Origin of the sequence: Bradyrhizobium sp. A11, assembly GCF_042077125.1 — a bacterium.
Taxonomy (GTDB): Bacteria; Pseudomonadota; Alphaproteobacteria; order Rhizobiales; family Xanthobacteraceae; genus Bradyrhizobium; species Bradyrhizobium japonicum_B.
Window position 1 is genome coordinate 348,676 of sequence record NZ_CP149509.1, and the last position, 18,180, is coordinate 366,855.

The window sequence follows — 18,180 nt, forward strand, 5'->3', positions numbered from 1 at the left end:
AGCACTAATGTCTACTATCGAAAACACCATCTCCCCCGGCAGCGTCACCTATCAAGCCAACCGCGACGGCATGCTCGGTCTCATCGACCGCATGCGCGCGCTGGAAGAGCGCACGCGTGCCGCATCTGCCGCGGCGAAGGACCGTTTCCACAAGCGCGGCCAGTTGCTGCCGCGCGAGCGTGTCGCGCTGGTGCTCGATCCCGGCGCGCCCTTCATCGAGCTGTCCACGCTGGCCGGCTACATGTTCGACGTGCCGGACGCGGCCAAGAGCGTGCCCGGCGGCGGCGTCATCTCCGGCATCGGCTTCGTCTCGGGCGTCCGCTGCATGGTCAGCGCCAGCGATTCCGGCATCGATGCCGGCGCGCTGCAGCCTTTCGGCCTCGACAAGACGCTGCGGGTGCAGGAGCTCGCGCTGGAGAACAAGCTGCCCTACGTGCAGCTCGTCGAAAGCGCCGGCGCCAATCTGTTGCGCTACCGCGTCGAGGATTTTGTTCGCGGCGGCAACATCTTCCGCAATCTGGCGCGGCTGTCGGCGGCAGGCTTGCCTGTCGTCACCGTCACGCACGGCTCTTCGACCGCCGGCGGCGCCTATCAGACCGGCCTGTCCGATTACATCGTGATGGTGCGCGGCCGCACCCGCGCCTTTCTCGCGGGGCCGCCGCTGCTGAAGGCCGCGACCGGCGAGATCGCAACCGAGGAAGAGCTTGGCGGCGCCGAGATGCACACGCAGGTCTCAGGCCTCGGTGACTATCTCGCCGAGGACGACCGCGATGCGCTGCGTATCGCGCGCGAGATCATGGCGGCGCTGCAATGGGAGCGGCCGGGCCGGCCGGCTCCGGAGTTCAAGCCGCCGCGCTACGACCAGGACGAACTGCTCGGCATCATGCCGATGGACCACAAACGTCCGGTCGACATGCGCCAAGTGATCGCGCGCATCGTCGATGATTCCGATTTCACCGAGATGGCGCCGAATTACGGCCCGGCCACCGTCTGCGGTCATGCCCGGATCGAGGGACAGGCGATCGGCATCATCACCAACAACGGCCCGCTCGACCCTGCCGGCGCCAACAAGGCGACGCATTTCATCCAGGCCTGCTGCCAGACGCGTACGCCGCTGCTCTATCTCAACAACACCACCGGCTACATGGTCGGCAAGGCCTATGAGGAAGCCGGCATGATCAAGCACGGCTCGAAGATGATCCAGGCGGTCACTTCGGCGACGGTGCCGCAAATCACCATCTATTGCGGCGCTTCCTTCGGCGCCGGCAATTACGGCATGTGTGGCCGCGGCTTCCATCCGCGTTTCTGCTTCTCCTGGCCCAACGCCAAGACCGCCGTGATGGGCGGTGAGCAGGCCGCCGAGACCATGGCCATCGTCACCGAGGCCGCTGCTGCCCGCCGCGGCAAGCCGATCGAGAAGGACAAGCTGGACGCGATGAAGGCGCAGATCATCGGCGTGTTCGACGGCCAGATGGACGTGTTCTCGACCAGCGCCCGCGTGCTCGACGACGGCGTGATCGATCCGCGCGACACCCGCGCCGTGTTGTCGGAAGTGCTCGCGATCTGCCGCGAGGGCGATGCGCGCACACCCCAGCGCATGCAGTTTTCGGTGGCCCGCCCATGAGGAACGGATCAGTGCAGCACCGGCCGTTCCATAAGGTCTTGGTGGCCAATCGCGGCGAGATCGCTCTGCGCGTGATGCGCAGCGCGCGGCGGCTCGGCCTCGGCGTCGTCGCGGTCTATTCGGATGCGGATCGCGATGCGCTCCATGTGCGGCAGGCGGATCAGGCCGTCCGCATCGGCGAAGCTTTGCCGGCGCAGTCCTATCTCAACATCCCCGGGATCATCGCAGCGGCCAAGGCGAGCGGCGCCGATGCCGTCCATCCCGGCTACGGCTTCCTCGCCGAGAATGAGGAGTTTGCGCAAGCCTGCAAGGATGCGGGCTTGGTCTTCATCGGCCCGTCGCCGCAGGCGATCGAGGCGATGGGCAACAAGGCCGGCGCCAAGGATATCATGAAGCAGGCCGGCGTTCCCGTCGTGCCGGGCTATCAGGGTGCGGAGCAGGGCGACGAAATCATGCTTGCGGAGGCGAGGAAGATCGGCTTCCCCGTCATGATCAAGGCCGTCGCCGGCGGCGGCGGGCGCGGCATGAGGCTCGTCACCGAAGCAGCCGCGTTCCCGGATGCGCTGCGCAGTGCGCGGTCGGAAGCCAAGGCCGCGTTTGGCGACCCCACAATCATCCTCGAACGTGCGATCCAGGATCCCCGGCACATCGAGATCCAGGTGTTCGGCGACAGCCACGGCAACGCCATTCATCTCGGCGAGCGCGACTGCTCGGTGCAGCGGCGGCACCAGAAGCTGATCGAGGAGGCGCCGTCGCCCGCGGTCACGCCGGAGCTGCGCGCCAGGATGGGTGAGGTTGCGGTCGCTGCGGTGAAGGCGCTGCGCTATGAGGGTGCGGGCACGCTGGAATTCCTGCTCGATGCCAGCGGCGAATTCTACTTCATGGAGATGAACACGCGGCTCCAGGTCGAGCATCCCGTCACCGAGGCGATCACCGGGCTCGATCTCGTCGAGCTGCAGCTGCGCGTCGCGCGTGGCGAGGCGTTGCCGGTGAGGCAGCAGGACATCAAGTTCTCCGGTCATGCCATCGAGGTGCGGCTGTGCTCGGAAGATGCCGCGCTCGACTTCATGCCGCAGTCGGGCCGCATGGCGCGCTGGCAGGTGCCTGAGAGCATCCGTGTCGAGCACGCGCTGCAATCAGGTTCAGAAATTCCCCCGTTCTACGATTCCATGATCGCCAAGGTGATCAGCCATGGCACCACGCGCGAGGAGGCGAGGGGACGGCTGATCGTCGGCCTGGAGCAGCTCACCGCGTTCGGCGTCACGACCAATCAGGCGTTCCTGCTGTCCTGCCTGCGCCATCCCGGCTTTGCCAGGGGCGAGGCGACCACGGCTTTCATCGGGGCGCACCGCGACGAATTGCTGGCGCCGCGGCGAGAGGCGGCATTCGATACGGCGCTCGCAGGCCTGCTGCTCTACGTCACCAATCCGCGCGCGCCGTCCTGGCAAAGTGGCCGGAGCCTGTCGGCTACGTTCCCGCTTCCTGCGATGATCGAGATCGCCGGCCAGGCGCACGAGTTCGACATCACGCGCGAGCGCGACGGCAGCTACACCGTGGCGAGCGATGGCCGGCAGGACCGGTTCGAGATCGAGCAGTTCGATTCCGACGTGATCCGCTTCCGCCATGACGGCGTGATGGAGAGCGCCAAATTCCTGCGCGACGGCGACCGGCTCCACCTCCAGCATCGCGGTATCCCGCTCACAGTGAGTGACCTGACCCTCGCTGCGCCGAAGGCGGCAGCCAGCAATGGCGGCGACGGCAAGGTCCGCGCGGCCCTGAATGGCCGCGTCGTCGCCGTCCTGGTCAAGCCGGGCGACCGCGTCGCAGCCGGCCAGCCGGTGATGACGTTGGAAGCGATGAAGATGGAGCACGTCCACAAGGCCGGCATCGACGGCGTCGTCGCCGCGATCGACGTCGCCGAGGGCGAGCAGGTCACCACGGGCATGATCGTGGCGGAGATCGCCGCCTAACGTGTCCCGGACGCGCGAAGCGCGAGCCGGGACCCATGTCGCCGAGGGCCCGAGCGTGGCTGGGGTGGTCCGCACGAGACCGTGGGCCTACCTAATCTGAAAAATATCATGATATCAATGAGATAGATGATATTTCGCGGCCATGAATGATTTTTATTGAACATTGTTCTTCTATTGCTACTAATAATGAACAACGTTCAATTCGGGAGTCCCGCATGTCGCGCGCAAACGATCCCATTCAGGCGGCTGCCATCCTCCCCTCAGTGTCCCGCCGCCTCTCGTTCGGCGTCCCGCAAGCCCGCGAAAAATATCTGGCCGCGGCGCTGCTCGTGCTGGCACTGGCGACGCTCTTCGCGCCCGCGCTGCCTGCCGCCGCCTGGCACATCCCGCATTTCGTCGACGGCCGAGCCTGGCTCGGCGTGCCCAACGCCGCCGACGTGCTGAGCAATCTCGCCTTTCTCGCCATGGGTGTCTGGGGCACTGAGCGGCTGCGCGGCGGTCTCGATGTGCCGGTCGGTGCAAGCTGGTTTTTCGTGGGACTGATCCTCACCTGCCTGGGCTCAGGCTTCTATCATCTCGACCCCGACGTGCCGCAACGGCTGGTCGCCGATCGTCTCGGCATGGCCGTGGCGTTTGCGGGATTTCTGGGCATCGCAGCCAGCGAGCGCATCAGCGTGCGCGCGGGCGAGGCGGTGTTGGTGCTGATGATGATCGCGGGCCTGCTGGCGGCCTGGGTGGCGCGCGAGAATCTCATGCCATGGGTCGTCGTGCAGTACGGCGGCATCGCGCTCGCCGTGGCACTGGCGTTGACGCGGCCCCGGCCCGGTGCGCTTGGCGTGCCGCTCGGCGGTGTGATCTTCTTCTATGCATTGGCCAAGCTGTTCGAGCTTGGCGATGCGATCGTGTTCGACGCGACGGGCCATATCGTCTCGGGCCACACGCTCAAGCATCTGGCTGCCGCGCTGGCGGCCTGGCCGGTCATCAGCTCATTGCGGCATGAACCGCAATCGTAGAGTGGGCAAAAGCGCGTAGCGCCGTGCCCACCTTACACAGTCGTGTTGCTTCGTCCCGTTCCCTCATTGAGCAGACACGCCACCTGGTGGCCGTCGCCGGCGTCCAGCAGCGCCGGCCGCTCGATCTTGCACCGCTCCATCGCAAACCGGCAACGGGTGTGAAACGCGCAGCCCGGCGGCGGATTGACCGGGCTCGGCACGTCGCCGTCGACCAGCGGCGCGAGCTTCTTCGCCAGCGGGTTGGCGATCGGCACCGAGGCGAGCAGAGCCTGCGTGTAGGGATGCCTGGGATTGCGGAACAGCTCGTCCTTGCCTGCGATCTCGACGATGCGGCCGAGATACATCACGGCGACGCGGTGGCTGATATGGGCGACCACGGCGAGGTCGTGGGCGATGAAGAGATAGGAGAAGCCGTGCTGCCGCTGCAGGTCGATCAGAAGGTTGATCACCTGCGCCTGGATCGAGACGTCGAGCGCGGAGACCGGCTCGTCGCAGACGATCAAACGGGGCCCCAGCGCCAGCGCCCGCGCGATGCAGATGCGCTGGCGCTGGCCGCCGGAGAATTGATGCGGGAAGTTGCGCATCTGGTCGGGGCGCAAGCCCACCTGCTCGAACAGCTCTGCAACCCGCGCCTCCAGCGCCTTGCCGGTCGCGAGACCATGCACGATCAGCGGCTCGCCGACGATGTCGCCGGCGGTCATGCGCGGATTGAGCGAGGCGAACGGATCCTGGAACACGATCTGCATCGAGCGTCGGTGCGGGCGCAGCGCCGCCTTGGAGAGGTACGTGATGTCCTCCCCGTCGAGGCGGATCTGGCCGGAGGTCGGCTCGACCAGCCGCAGCACGCTGCGCGCCACCGTCGACTTGCCGCAGCCGGACTCGCCGACGAGCCCGAGCGTCTCGCCGGCCTGAAGGGAAAACGAGACGCCGTCGACCGAATGCACGGTGCCGACCTGCCGCCGCAGCACGCCGGCGCGCACCGGATAATGTTTCTTGAGGTCGGTGACCTCGAGCAGCGCCTCGGTCATGCCACCTCCGCGACTTCTTCCGCGCGCCAGCAGGCGGCGAGATGGCCGCCGCCCCAATCCGCCAGCGGCGGATATTCGGCCTCGCAACGTTTGATGGCGAGCTTGCAGCGCGGCGCGAAGGCGCAACCCTTCGGCAAGCGCACCAGCGACGGCACCGTGCCGGGAATCTCGTTCAGCCGCTCCGGCGCGACGATGCCGGGGGCGGGGACGGCCGGGATCGAGGCCATCAGCCCACGCGTGTAAGGATGCTTTGGCGAGGCGAACAGTGCCTCGACGCTGGCCTCCTCGACCTTCCGCCCCGCATACATCACGATCACGCGCTGCGCGGTCTGGGCGACGACCCCGAGATCATGGGTGATCAGCACGAGCCCGGTGCCGAGCTCCTTCTGAAGGTCGAGGATCAGCGCCAGGATCTGCGCCTGGATAGTGACGTCGAGCGCCGTGGTCGGCTCGTCCGCGAGCAGCAGCGCCGGCCGGCAGGCCAGCGCCATCGCGATCATCGCGCGCTGGCGCATGCCGCCGGACAGCTGATGCGGATATTCCCTCGCGCGTCGCGCCGGTTCGGGAATGCGCACCAGGCGGAGCATCTCGACGGCGATGTCCTGGGCCTCCCTGGCCGGGATGTTCCGGTGCAGCCGCACGGCTTCGACGATCTGGTCGCCGATCCGCATCACGGGATTGAGCGATGTCATCGGCTCCTGGAAGATCATGGAGATGCGGTTGCCTCTGACGGCACGCATCTCGGCTTCGTCCAGCGCCAGCAGATCGGTGCCTTCGAGCGAGACGGAGCCGCCGACGATGCGGCCGGGCGGGTCGGGCACGAGCCGCATCAGCGACAGCGCGGTGACGCTCTTGCCGCAGCCGGATTCGCCGACGATCGCCAGGGTTTCGCCGCGCCTCACGCTGAAGGAGAGGTCGTCCACGGCCTTGAACAGGCCGGAATTGGTGAAGAACACCGTCTTCAGGTTCTTCACCTCGAGCACGAGATCGGATTGTTTCGTCATCAGCCGCGCTGCCGGGGATCGAGAATGTCACGCAGGGCGTCGCCGAACAGGTTGGCGCCGAACACGGCGAGGCTGATGGCGATGCCCGGAAAGATCACGAGCCAGGGCGCCGTGCGGACATATTCGGCGGCGGATTCCGACAGCATGCGGCCCCAGGATGGATAAGGCTCGGGAATGCCGAGGCCGAGGAAGGAGAGGGAAGCCTCGGTCAGGATGGTCGAGCCGAGCTGGGCGGTCGCGAGCACGATCAGTGGCGCCAGCGTGTTCGGCAGCACGTGACGCAGCGCGATCCGCACCTCGCTCATGCCGATCGACTTGGCGGCTTCGACGAAGGGCTGCTCGCGCAGCGCCAGCGTGTTGGCGCGGGTGACGCGCGACACGGTCGGGATCAGCGGGATCGCGATGGCGATGATGACGTTCGGCAGGGACGGGCCGAGCGCCGCCGTCATGATCAGGGCGAGGACCAGCAGCGGCAGCGCCTGAAGAACGTCGGAAACGCGCTGGAAGACGAGATCGACCCAGCCGGACAGATAGCCGGAGGTGAGCCCGACGATGACGCCGATCGTGCCGCCGAGCGCGGTCGAGCCGATGCCGACGGCGAGCGAGATGCGCGCGCCGTGGATGATGCGGCTGAACACGTCGCGGCCGAAGGAATCGGTCCCCATCCAGTGCGCCCAGCTCGGGCGCGCCAGCGCGCGCGCGGAATCGACCGTCAGCGGGTCATAGCGCGCGATGAAGTCGGCAAAGACCGCGGTGAGCACGAACACCGTCATGATGACGAGCCCGGCCGCGCCGAGCACGTGGCGCTGCGCCAGGAACAGCACTCGTCGCCAGCCGCCGGTGGCATGCGCGCCGGCCCGCCTCAGTTCAACGTCGAAGTCGATCGCGGCCATGTCAGCTTTATCCTCCCCCTCTCCCCGCTTGCGGGGAGAGGGTCGGGGTGAGGGGGCCTTTCCACAGGGGAGGTGAGAGTTGGACTCGCGGACAGTCCCCCTCACCCGGATTGCTGCGCAATCCGACCTCCCGCAAGCGGGGAGAAGTGAAGGAAAGCGCAGGCGCTACGTGAGTAATAAACATTCGCCTAATCCGTGTACCTGATCCGCGGGTCGAACACCGCGTAGAGCATGTCGACGGTGAAATTCGTGACCACGACGACCACAGCGATGAACATCACGAGGTTCTGCACGATCGGATAGTCGCGCCAGCGGATCGCCTCGACCAGGAAGCGGGCGACACCGGGGATGTTGAACACGGTCTCGGTGACGATCAGGCCGCCGATCAGGAAGGCCGCCTCGATGCCGATCACGGTGATCACGGGCAGAATCGCGTTCTTCAGCGCGTGGCGGTAGTTCACGGCGGCTTCGGAGGCACCCTTGGCGCGCGCGGTGCGGATGTAATCCTGCCGCAGCACCTCCAGCATCGAGGACCGCGTGATGCGCATGGTCAGCGCCGCGCTGCGGAAGCCGACCGCGGCGGCCGGCACGGCGTAGGTCGCGAACGCCTCGAGCCAGGTCTGCGGATTCGGGTTGAAGATCGGCATCTGGCCGAACATCGCCACCGAAGCGGTGAGGATCAAAAGACCGAGCCAGAACGAGGGCAGCGACAGGCCGCTGAGGCTGACCACGCGCAAGGCGTAATCAAGCCGCGTGCCTTGCCTCACGGCGCTGATGACGCCCAAGGGAATCCCGATCGAGGCCGAGAACAGCAGCGCGAGACCGGCCAGCTTTGCCGTGATCGGAATTCGCGGCAATATCTCCTGCAGCGCCGGCTTCTCGGAAACGTAGGAAAAACCAAAGTCGCCGCGCACAAAGCCGCTGATCCAGTGCCAATATTGCACGATCAGCGGCTGGTCGATGCCGAGCTCCTTCTCCAGATTGGCCTTGTCGGCGGGATCGACATAGCCGGCGGCAGCGAACAGGATGTCGACGATATTGCCGGGCACGACGCGCAGCAGGACGAAGATGACGACCGAGATCCCAAGCAGGGTCACGAGCATCAGGAACAGGCGTCGCACCAGATAGGCAAACATCCTTCGCCCTCCGCGAGCCGCTAGCCTTCAGCCTGCCGTGCTACTTGTCGAGCCACACGTCCTCGTAGCGAAAGCCGTTATAGGAGCTGTTCGACATGATCGTGACGCCCTTGACGTAAGGCTGCCAGCAAGTGCCGGCGCGTGCATGGAAGATGATCGGGCGGGCGACGTCCTCCTGCAGCTTCCTGTCGATGTCCCACACCAGCGGCTTGCGCTTGTTGACGTCGGTCTCCTGCGATTGCACGTCGAACAGCTTCTCGATCTCCTTGTTGCAGTAATTGGTGTAGTTGCGTTCCGAGCCGCAGGAATAGTTCTCGTAGAAGGACTGGTCGGGATCGTCGACTGCGCTGCCGGTCAGGTTGAGGCCGAGCATGTAGTCCTTGCGCGCGACCTTCGGAAACCAGTTGGCCGTCTCGACGACGTCGAGCTCGCCGTCGATATAGATGCTCTTGAGCTGGTCGATCAGGATCACCGCGGGGTCGCGATATTCCGCGATGTTGCGTGTCGAGACCTTCACCGCAAGATGCTTGTCGGGACCGTAGCCCGCCTTCTGCATCAGCTTTTTCGCCTCCTCGCGGTTCGCGTTGACGTTCGGGCCGTAGCCCGGAATGGTCTCGAGCTTGTCCTTGGGCATGCCCCAGATGCCCTGAGGCGGCGGCAGCATGGTGCCGCCGATATCGGCCTGGCCCTCGAACAGGATGTCGACGAAGGCCTTGCGGTCGAGCGCGAGCGACATGGCTCTGCGAACATCGATGTTGTCGAACGGCGCCGAGGTCGAATTGACGATGATGTTGGTCGAAACGTTGGTCGGCTCGACGACGCAGGTCGCGTTCGGCGCCTGCGACTTGATGTCCTTCAGCAGCGGGATCGTGATGTGCGTCGGGAAGGTCATGTCGAACTTGCCGGCGACGAAAGCGAGGATCGCGGTCGAGCGGTTCGTGATGATCGTGTACTCGATGCCGTCGAGATAGGGCAGGCCCTTCTTCCAATAGTCCGGATTTCGCGTCAGCTTGATCGATTCATTGGCCTTGAACTCGACGAACTTGAACGGTCCGGTCCCGATCGGATGGGTGCGCATGTCCGCCGGAGAGACGTGGCAGGGATAGACCGGCGTATAGCCGGATGCGAGCATCGCCAGCAGCGAGGGTTGCGGCCGCTTCAGGGCGAATGAGACCTCGAAATCGCCGCTCGTCGTGATCTCGTTGACTTCGTTGTACCAGGCCTTGCGTGGATTCTGCCGCAGCTTCTGCTGCGATTTGCCCATCAGGAGATCGAAGCTGCATTTGACGTCGGCCGACGTGAACGGCTTGCCGTCGTGCCATTTGACGCCCTGACGCAGCTTGAACGTCAGCTTCTTGTTGTCGCTGCTCCAGGACCAGCTTTCGGCGAGCTCGGGCCTGAGCGTATCGGGAGTGTTCTGCGCGATGTGCTGATCGTAGATGACGAGATTGTTGAAGACCCCCATGAACGGCACGTTGACCGAATAGGTTGCGCCTTCGAGGATCGACGCGTTGGCCGGACTGTCGCGGTGATACATCCGCAGGATGCCGCCCTGCTTGGGCTCGCCGGCAAGCGTGGCAGTTGAGGCCGTCAGCACAGATAGCACCGCCGTCACGGCGAGCGCCCACACGCTCCGCATGCTCATCCTCCCTGGACATCGGCCTTTTGCGGCCTGTTTGTCGCGACGATAGCACGCAACCCGCGCGTGGCAACCCCGATCGCGCCGCCTCGGCATTTCGGATGACGGAAGGCCGCAGGGTCTCACGTCTCACGATGTGAGAGTGCAGGTGCGAAAAGATGGTTCCCGACACAGCTGTCGTGCGCGACTGCACCAACAAGCTCCACTGTCGTCCCGGATCTGCGCTCCGCTTGTCCGGGACGAGCGCGGCGTTCGTAGCTCACACGATCCTTGACGCCTTGTTTCCCCAATACCGGTCCCGCAGCAGGCGCTTGTACAGCTTCCCGGTCGGCAGCCGCGGCAATTCCTTCTCGAAATCGACCGAGCGCGGCACCTTCTGCCGCGACAGCGATTTCGCGCAGAACGCGATCAGCTCCTCGGCCAGCGCCGCGTCCGGCACCACGCCCGGCATCGGCTGCACCACCGCCTTCACCTCCTCGCCGAGATCGGCATTGGGCACACCGAACACCGCGGCATCGGCGACCTTCGGATGGGTGATCAGGAGGTTTTCGCATTCCTGCGGATAGATGTTCACTCCTCCGGAGATGATCATGAAGGTCGCACGGTCGGTCAGGTACAGGAAGCGGTCCTGGTCGACATAGCCGACATCGCCGACCGTGCTCATGCTGCCGTCGGCCGAGCGCGCCTCCTTGGTCTTCTCGGGATCGTTGAAATATTCGAACGGCGTCGCCGTCTTGAACCAGACCTGGCCGGGCGTCCCGGCCGGACATTCCCGCATGTTCTCGTCGAGGATGTGGAGGTCGCCGAGCAGCACCTTGCCGACGGTGCCGCGATGGCTAAGCCATTCCTCGCTGTTGCAGGCGGTGAAGCCGAGGCCCTCGGTCGCGCCGTAATATTCGTGGATGATGGGTCCCCACCATCTGATCATGTCGTCCTTGACCAGAGCCGGGCAGGGCGCGGCGGCATGGATCGCGATCTCGAGCGACGACAGGTCGTAGCGCTTGCGGACCTCCTCCGGCAGCTTCAGCATGCGCGAGAACATCGTCGGCACCAGCTGGGTGTGCGTGATGCCCCAGCGCTGGACCAGCTCGAGGTACCTTTCGGGATCGAAGCTCTCCATGATGATCACGGTGCCGCCCATGCGGATCGTGAGGTTCACGGCGGCTTGCGGTGCGGAATGATAGAGCGGGGCCGGCGAGAGATAGACCATGCCCTCACGATAGTGCCAGAGCTTGGTCAGGAAATCGAACAGCGGCAGATTGTGCTTCGGCGGCTCCTCCGGCAGCGGCCGCAGGATGCCTTTCGGCCGTCCCGTCGTGCCGGACGAGTACAGCATGGCCGTGCCCAGCCATTCGTCCGCGATCGGTGTCGCCGGCATGTCCGCGATCACGTCCGCAAGCCCGACGATACGCTCGCTTTCGCCCGGGCCATCGGCGACGATGCAGAGCTTGATATCGGGGCAGGACTTGATCGCCTCGCGCGCGATGTCGAGCTTCGCCACCGACGTGATCAGGATCTTGGACTGGCTGTTGATGAGCAGATAAGCGAGCTCGCCCGGCGTCAGGAAGGAGTTGATGCAGGTGTAGTACAGCCCGGAGCGTTCGCCCGCGCCGCAGGCTTCCAGGTAGCGCGAATTGTTCTCCATGAAGATCGAGTAATGGTCGAGCCGCCTCAAGCCGTGCTTGCGGAACAGATGCGCCAGCCGGTTGCTGCGCGCCTCGAGCTCGCGATAGGTGACGGCCTCGCCTGTGGCCGCCATGATGAAGGCGGGTTGCAGCGGGCGCAGGCGGGCGTGGTGACCAGTGTACATCTATCCTCCGGCTTGAATCATGCGGCGAGAAGCAGGATTTCGCGCACCTCTGCCGGGCCTTCGATCTTGCGCGGGTTGCGCGGCACCCAGGGCGTGCGCATCGCCTGTTCGGCGATCGACTCGAAATGCTCGGGCGACACATGCACCTCGGCGAGGCTGCGCGGCATGCCGAGCGAGCGGATGAAGGCATCGAGCACGTCGGCGGCATTGTGGCCGGGATAGCCCATGGCGGCGGCGACGATCATCTGCCGCTCGGCATTGTCGCGCCCATTCCAGCGAATCACCGCCGGCAGCATGACGCAGGAGGTGTAGCCGTGCGGCACGTCGAAGGCCGCGCCCAGCACGTAGCCGATGCCGTGGCTGGCGCCCATCGGCACGCCGGCAGCGAGCGCGCCCATCGACAGCCAGGTGCCGATCTGCGCGTCCATTCGCGCGTCGAGATCGGCGGGATTGGCCTTCACCCGCGGCAGCGCGTCGGCGAGCATGGCGAGGCCCTTCACCGCCTGCGCGTCGGCATAGGGATGCGCCTCGCGCGAGCAGATCGCTTCGACGCAATGGTCGATGGCGCGGATGCCGGTCGACAGGAACAGCCATTCCGGCGTGTGCACGGTGATGGCCGGATCGAGGATGGTCGCGCGCGGCACCGTCAGCGGATGCCGCAGCATCTGCTTCACGTTCGTGCTGCGGTCGGTGACGCCGGCGATCGCGCTGAACTCGCCCCCTGCGATCGTGGTCGGCACGCTGACCTGCCGCACCGTCGGTGCATTCATCTCGGGCGCGATGCCCTTGCGGACGCGGATGCGCTCGATTCCCTCGACATCGGTGATGCCATTGGCGAGGCAAAGCTGCACCGCCTTGGCACCATCGGTGATCGAGCCGCCGCCCACGGTGACGATCAGATCGGCCTCCGCCGCGCGCGCCGCATGTGTGGCCGCGATCACCGCCTCGCGCGGCGTATGCGCCGGCATGGCATCGAACAGGCCGGCGCAGCGCGGGCCCAGCGCCTGCTTGATCGTCTCGATTTCGTCGGTTTGCCGGTTGAGCGTGCCGGAGACCATCAGGAAGGCGCGGCGCGTTCCCAGCCGATCCATCTGCGCGACGATGGCGCCCGCCGCGGGATGGCCGAATACGACCTCCTCGATCGCGCCGAAAACGACACGTCCCTGGTGCACGCCTGTCCTCCCGGACAATTCGCCTTGTTTTTGTGCAGGTTAATCTAGCCGAGCCGCCAGGTCCCGTCATGTGTGAAGGCGCTGAGGGCGCCGAAGCCGGCTCTCGAACTGTCAACCCGTCTTCCGGCCAGGGCGCTCGTCCGAGCATTGCGCGCATCGCAGTCTTGAAGAGTTCGTCTTGGCCACCCATCTTGTGGCGCCCGCAGGTAGAAGCGTACCATGTGGCTTTCTGCGGCTTTTGTGCGAGGACCTGGGATGAGCGGACCGGATGGAAGCGAGCGGTTTGTCAAAAAGCACGATTTCGTTCTGACCCGACCGATTGCAATCGCCGCGCTGCTCGTCGCGGCTGTCGCGCTCACCGGTTGCGGACAACCGACCTCGCAAGCCGCTGCTCCGCCGCCGGCGGCGGTGACGGTGGCCCAGCCGGTCAAGCGCACCGTCACCGATTGGGACGAGTTCACCGGACGCTTCGAGGCGGTCGAGGAGGTGCAGGTGCGCCCGCGCGTCGGCGGCTTCGTCAATTCGGTGGACTTCCAGGACGGCGCGATCGTGCGACAGGGCGATCTGCTCTACGTGATCGACCCGCGCCCATTCGAGGCGGTGGCGATACAAGCGGAAGGCCAGCTGTCCGATGCACGCGCCAAGGTGGAGCTTGCCAAGCGCGAGCTCGACCGCGGCCTCAGCCTGGTGCAGACCAGCGCGGTCTCCGAGCAAGTCGTCGATCAGCGCCGCCAAGCTCTGCAGGCCGCGCATGCCGCCGAGATGCAGGCCGAAGGCGCGCTGAAGGCCGCCAAGCTCAACATCGAGTTCACGCATGTGACGGCGCCGCTGACGGGACGCGTCAGCCGCCATCTCGTCAGTCCCGGCAATCTTGTGCAGGGCAGCGACAGCGGCACGTCGACATTGCTGACGTCCATCGTCACGCTTGATCCGATCTACATCTATTTCGACATGGACGAGGCGACCTTCATCAAATACAGCAAGCTGTGGTTCGAAGGGCGGCGCCCAAGCTCGCGCGACACGGCGAACCCGGTGCAGGTGACGCTCGCCGGCGAGACCAAGCCGTCGCATGAAGGCACCATCAACTTTCTCGACAACCGCCTCGACGTCTCGACCGGCACGCTGCGGAGCCGCGCGGTCGTCAAGAACACCGATCTTTCGATCCTGCCCGGACAGTTCGGCCGCGTCAGGCTGATCGGCAGCGCGCCCTACGAGGCTCTGCTGATTCCCGATGCCGCCGTCGCGACCGACCAGTCCCGCAAGATCGTTTTCGTGGTGAAGCCCGATGACACCGTCGAGGCCCGTCCCGTGGTGCTCGGCCCGCTGGATGACGGCCTGCGCGTGATCCGCGAAGGATTGAAGGCGGAGGACCGCGTCATCGTCAACGGCATCCAGCGCGCCCGGGTCGGCGCCAAGGTCGCTCCGCAGACCGCGCCAGCCCCAGCCGGTAACAAGTCATGAATCTCGGCCGTCTCTCCATCAATCAGCCCATCCTGGCGATGGTGCTGTCGATCGTGCTCCTGATCGTCGGCGCGCTCGCCTACACCACGCTGCCGGTCTCCGAATATCCCCAAGTGGTGCCGCCGACCGTGGTGGTCACGACGCAATATCCCGGCGCCTCCGCGCAGACCGTGTCCGACACGGTCGCAGCGCCGATCGAGCAGGAGATCAACGGCGTCGAGGACATGCTGTATCTCTACAGCCAGGCCACCTCGAACGGCCAGCTCACCATCACCGTCACCTTCAAGCTCGGCACCGACCTCGACAAGGCCCAGGTGCTGGTGCAGAACCGCGTCGCCATCGCGCAGCCGCGGCTGCCCGAGGAAGTCCAGCGCAACGGCGTCACCACGCGCAAGAACTCGCCCGACATCCTGATGGTCGTGTTCATGCTGTCGCCGGACGACACGTTCGACCAGCTCTACATCTCCAATTACGCACTGCTCCAGGTCCGCGACCAGCTGCTGCGTCTCGACGGCGTCGGCGACATCCAGATCTTCGGCGCGCGCGACTATTCCATGCGGCTGTGGCTCGACCCCGACCGGATCGCCAATCTCGGCCTGACCTCGGCCGAGGTGCTGGCCGCGATCCGGGCCCAGAACGTGCAGATCGCCGGCGGCCAGATCGCTGAGCCGCCGATCGCCGACCGCGCCTTCCAGCCGAATCTCACCTTCACCGGCCGGCTGAAGGACCAGAAGCAGTTCGAGGCCATCCTGATCAAGGCCGGGTCCGACGGCCGCGTCGTGCGGTTACGCGACGTCGCTCGCGTCGAGCTCGGGGCGCTGGCTTACTCCACCAACAGCTTCCTGCTGCGCAAATCCGCGGTCGCCATGCTGGTGACGCAGCGGCCGGGATCGAACGCTCTCGCCACGGCAAAGAACATCAACGACACCATGACGAGGCTGAAGGAGAGCTTCCCGAAGGGCCTCGACTACAACATCGGCTACAACCCGACCGAGTTCATCGCGCAATCCGTGCACGAGCTGATCAAGACCATCTACGAGGCCATGCTGCTCGTGGTGATCGTGGTGCTGGTGTTCCTGCAGGGATGGAGGCCCGCGATCATTCCGATCATCGCGATCCCGGTGTCGCTGGTCGGCACCTTCGCGGTGATGGCGGCGCTGGGCTTCTCCATCAACAATCTCACGCTGTTCGGCCTCGTCCTCGCCGTCGGCATCGTCGTCGACGACGCGATCGTGGTGGTCGAGAATGTCGAGCGTCACCTCGAGCACGGCATGAGTCGGCGCGACGCCGCGCTGAAGACGATGGAGGAAGTCGGCAGCGCGCTGGTCTCGATCGCGCTGGTGCTGTGTGCGGTGTTCGTGCCGACGGCATTCTTGGGCGGCATCTCCGGGCAGTTCTTCCAGCAGTTTGCGGTCACCATCGCAGTTGCGACCGCGATCTCGTGCTTCTGCTCGCTGACGCTGTCGCCGGCATTGGCATCGCTGATCCTCACCCCGCACGAGGAGAAGCGCCCGCCGTCGAGCTGGAATGTCGTCGCGCGGGCGTGGGGTGCCTTCACCGGCGTGTTCAACCGCGTGTTCGACCGCCTCGCGCACGGTTATGCCGGCCTCGCCAATTTCGTGATCCGGCATTCGGTGCTGATGCTCCTGATCTACCTCGTGCTGATCGGCAGCGCCGGCTGGCTGATCGTGACCACGCCGCAGGGCTTCATCCCGGCGCAGGACCGCGGCTACGTCATCGTGTCCGTGCAATTGCCGGGCGCGGCCTCGCTGGCGCGCACCACCGAGGTCGTGCGCGAGATCGAGCGGATCGCGCTCGATACGCCGGGCATCGTCCGCGTCGCGGCCTTTGCCGGCTTCTCCGGCGCCACCCGCACGCAGGCCGGCAATGCGGCGGCGCTGTTCCCGGTGTTCGACGAGCCCGAGGCGCGGATTAAGAAGGGCCTGTCCGCAACCGCCATTACGGTCGAGCTGCGCAAGCGCCTGTCCGCGATCCAGGGCGCCTTCATCATCGTGATTCCGCCGCCGGCCGTGCCCGGCATCGGCACCGGCGGCGGCTTCACCATCCGCATCCAGGACCGCCAGGGCCGCGGACCCGAAATGCTCGCCGCGGCGACCGACGAACTCGTCGCCGCAGCGCGCAAATCGCCCCTCCTGCTCGGCCCCTCCGTGTTCTCGCCGTTCACGGCCAACACGCCGCAGCTCTTCGTCGATATCGACCGCACCAAGGCGCAGAAGCTCGGCGTTCCCATCTCGAACATCAACGACACGATTCAGAGCTATTTCGGTTCGACCTACGTCAACGACTTCAACCTGTTCGGGCGCACCTATCACGTCACCGCGCAGGCCGACTTCCCGTTCCGCAAGGAGCCCAGCGATCTCGCACGCCTGCGCACGCGCAATGCCTCCGGCGACATGGTGATGCTCGGCAGCGTGGTCGAGTTCAAGGACGTCTCGGGCCCCGACCGCGTCGCGCGCTACAATCTCTATGCGGCGTCCGAGCTCCAGGGCGAGCCCGCGCCAGGCACCAGCTCGACCACCGCGCTCAACGCCATCAAGCAGCTGGCGAACGACACCTTGCCGAGCGGCTTCACCTTCGAGTGGACGGATCTGTCCTATCAGCAGGTCACCGGCGGCAATGCCGGCCTCTACGTGTTTCCGATCTGCGTGCTGTTCGTCTACCTCGTGCTGGCCGCGCAATATGGCAGCTGGACCCTGCCGTTCGCGGTGATCCTGATCGTGCCGATGTGCCTGCTGGCTGCCACCATCGGCGTGCGCCTCATGGGCCAGGACGTCAACATCCTCACCCAGATCGGCTTCGTCGTGCTGGTGGGATTGGCGGCGAAGAACGCGATTCTGATCGTCGAGTTCGCCCGCGACATCGAGAACGAAGGCAGGCCGCGGCTGGAGGCCGTGATCGAGGCCTGCCGTCTGCGCCTGCGGCCGATCCTGATGACCTCCTTCGCCTTCATCCTCGGCGTGCTGCCTTTGGTGATCTCGACCGGCTCCGGTTCCGAGATGCGGCAGGCGGTCGGCGTCGCCGTGTTCTTCGGCATGATCGGCGTCACCCTGTTCGGCCTGCTGTTCACGCCGATCTTCTATGTGGTGGTGCGGAACCTGGCGGAGGGACGGAACGAAGGCAGGAAGCCGGAGCTGGCGGCCTCGTAAGTGTCGGTAGCGGCCACTCGCGTCCCCTCATTCACGGTGTCATCCCCGCGAACGCGGGGCTCCATAACCCCAGGGAGTAGTTTGGTGCGACACGGTCACTCCGAGTCTTCGTCAAACTACTTCCTGTGGCTATGGATCCCGGATCTTCGCTTCGCTCGTCCGGGACGACACCAGTTGTTGTGCGGCGAGCCCTTCATACTAACGACCAACATGCAACGGATGGGCAGGCGCGGGGTTCTTCCCTAATATCCGCGCGATTTCAA

At 65.6% G+C, this 18,180-nt stretch carries 12 protein-coding genes; 5 read left to right on the plus strand and 7 right to left on the minus strand.

Annotated features, from left to right (window positions below; genetic code table 11):
- Nucleotides 1-7 precede the first annotated feature (7 nt).
- The 3 genes from WI560_RS01555 to WI560_RS01565 all read left to right on the plus strand — a co-directional run bounded on the left by WI560_RS01555 (nt 8) and on the right by WI560_RS01565 (nt 4,607).
- On the plus strand, nt 8-1,624 hold the full coding sequence (locus WI560_RS01555) for an acyl-CoA carboxylase subunit beta (protein ID WP_375306620.1): 1,617 nt from the start codon (nt 8-10) through the stop codon (nt 1,622-1,624).
- A complete protein-coding gene (locus WI560_RS01560; protein WP_375306621.1) occupies nt 1,621-3,594 on the plus strand; it encodes an acetyl/propionyl/methylcrotonyl-CoA carboxylase subunit alpha in 1,974 nt (657 codons plus the stop codon). Before WI560_RS01555 ends, WI560_RS01560 begins: the two co-directional genes overlap by 4 nt.
- Before the next feature lie 215 nt (nt 3,595-3,809).
- Nucleotides 3,810-4,607 (plus strand): hypothetical protein, encoded by a 798-nt coding sequence (locus tag WI560_RS01565; protein ID WP_375306622.1) that lies wholly within the window; start codon nt 3,810-3,812, stop codon nt 4,605-4,607.
- A 32-nt stretch (nt 4,608-4,639) separates the two neighbouring features.
- On the opposite strand, the gene WI560_RS01570 is transcribed toward WI560_RS01565, so the two are convergent.
- The 7 genes from WI560_RS01570 to WI560_RS01600 all read right to left on the minus strand — a co-directional run bounded on the left by WI560_RS01570 (nt 4,640) and on the right by WI560_RS01600 (nt 13,289).
- Nucleotides 4,640-5,635, minus strand: a complete 996-nt coding sequence (locus WI560_RS01570) for an ABC transporter ATP-binding protein (protein ID WP_375306623.1) — start codon at nt 5,633-5,635, stop codon at nt 4,640-4,642.
- The gene (locus WI560_RS01575) at nt 5,632-6,639 is read right to left on the minus strand and encodes an ABC transporter ATP-binding protein (RefSeq protein ID WP_375306624.1); all 1,008 of its coding nucleotides are present in this window, start codon (nt 6,637-6,639) and stop codon (nt 5,632-5,634) included. Before WI560_RS01575 ends, WI560_RS01570 begins: the two co-directional genes overlap by 4 nt.
- On the minus strand, nt 6,639-7,532 hold the full coding sequence (locus tag WI560_RS01580) for an ABC transporter permease (protein ID WP_028133855.1): 894 nt from the start codon (nt 7,530-7,532) through the stop codon (nt 6,639-6,641). The genes WI560_RS01575 and WI560_RS01580 overlap by 1 nt, the downstream gene beginning before the upstream one ends.
- Nucleotides 7,533-7,720: 188 nt before the next feature.
- Nucleotides 7,721-8,668: an ABC transporter permease gene (locus tag WI560_RS01585; protein WP_375306625.1), complete on the minus strand. Its 948-nt coding sequence runs from the start codon at nt 8,666-8,668 to the stop codon at nt 7,721-7,723.
- A gap of 40 nt (nt 8,669-8,708) precedes the next feature.
- A complete protein-coding gene (locus WI560_RS01590; RefSeq protein ID WP_375306626.1) occupies nt 8,709-10,307 on the minus strand; it encodes an ABC transporter substrate-binding protein in 1,599 nt (532 codons plus the stop codon).
- 259 nt (nt 10,308-10,566) lie between these two features.
- Entirely contained in the window at nt 10,567-12,117 is a 1,551-nt protein-coding gene (locus tag WI560_RS01595) for an AMP-binding protein (RefSeq protein ID WP_375306627.1), read from the minus strand.
- Nucleotides 12,118-12,134: 17 nt separating this feature from the next.
- Nucleotides 12,135-13,289, minus strand: a complete 1,155-nt coding sequence (locus tag WI560_RS01600) for an iron-containing alcohol dehydrogenase (protein WP_375306628.1) — start codon at nt 13,287-13,289, stop codon at nt 12,135-12,137.
- A 255-nt stretch (nt 13,290-13,544) separates the two neighbouring features.
- On the opposite strand from WI560_RS01600, the gene WI560_RS01605 reads away from it, so the two are divergent.
- A complete protein-coding gene (locus tag WI560_RS01605) occupies nt 13,545-14,750 on the plus strand; it encodes an efflux RND transporter periplasmic adaptor subunit (RefSeq protein ID WP_375306629.1) in 1,206 nt (401 codons plus the stop codon).
- Nucleotides 14,747-17,917, plus strand: a complete 3,171-nt coding sequence (locus tag WI560_RS01610; protein ID WP_375306630.1) for an efflux RND transporter permease subunit — start codon at nt 14,747-14,749, stop codon at nt 17,915-17,917. Before WI560_RS01605 ends, WI560_RS01610 begins: the two co-directional genes overlap by 4 nt.
- Nucleotides 17,918-18,180 lie beyond the last annotated feature (263 nt).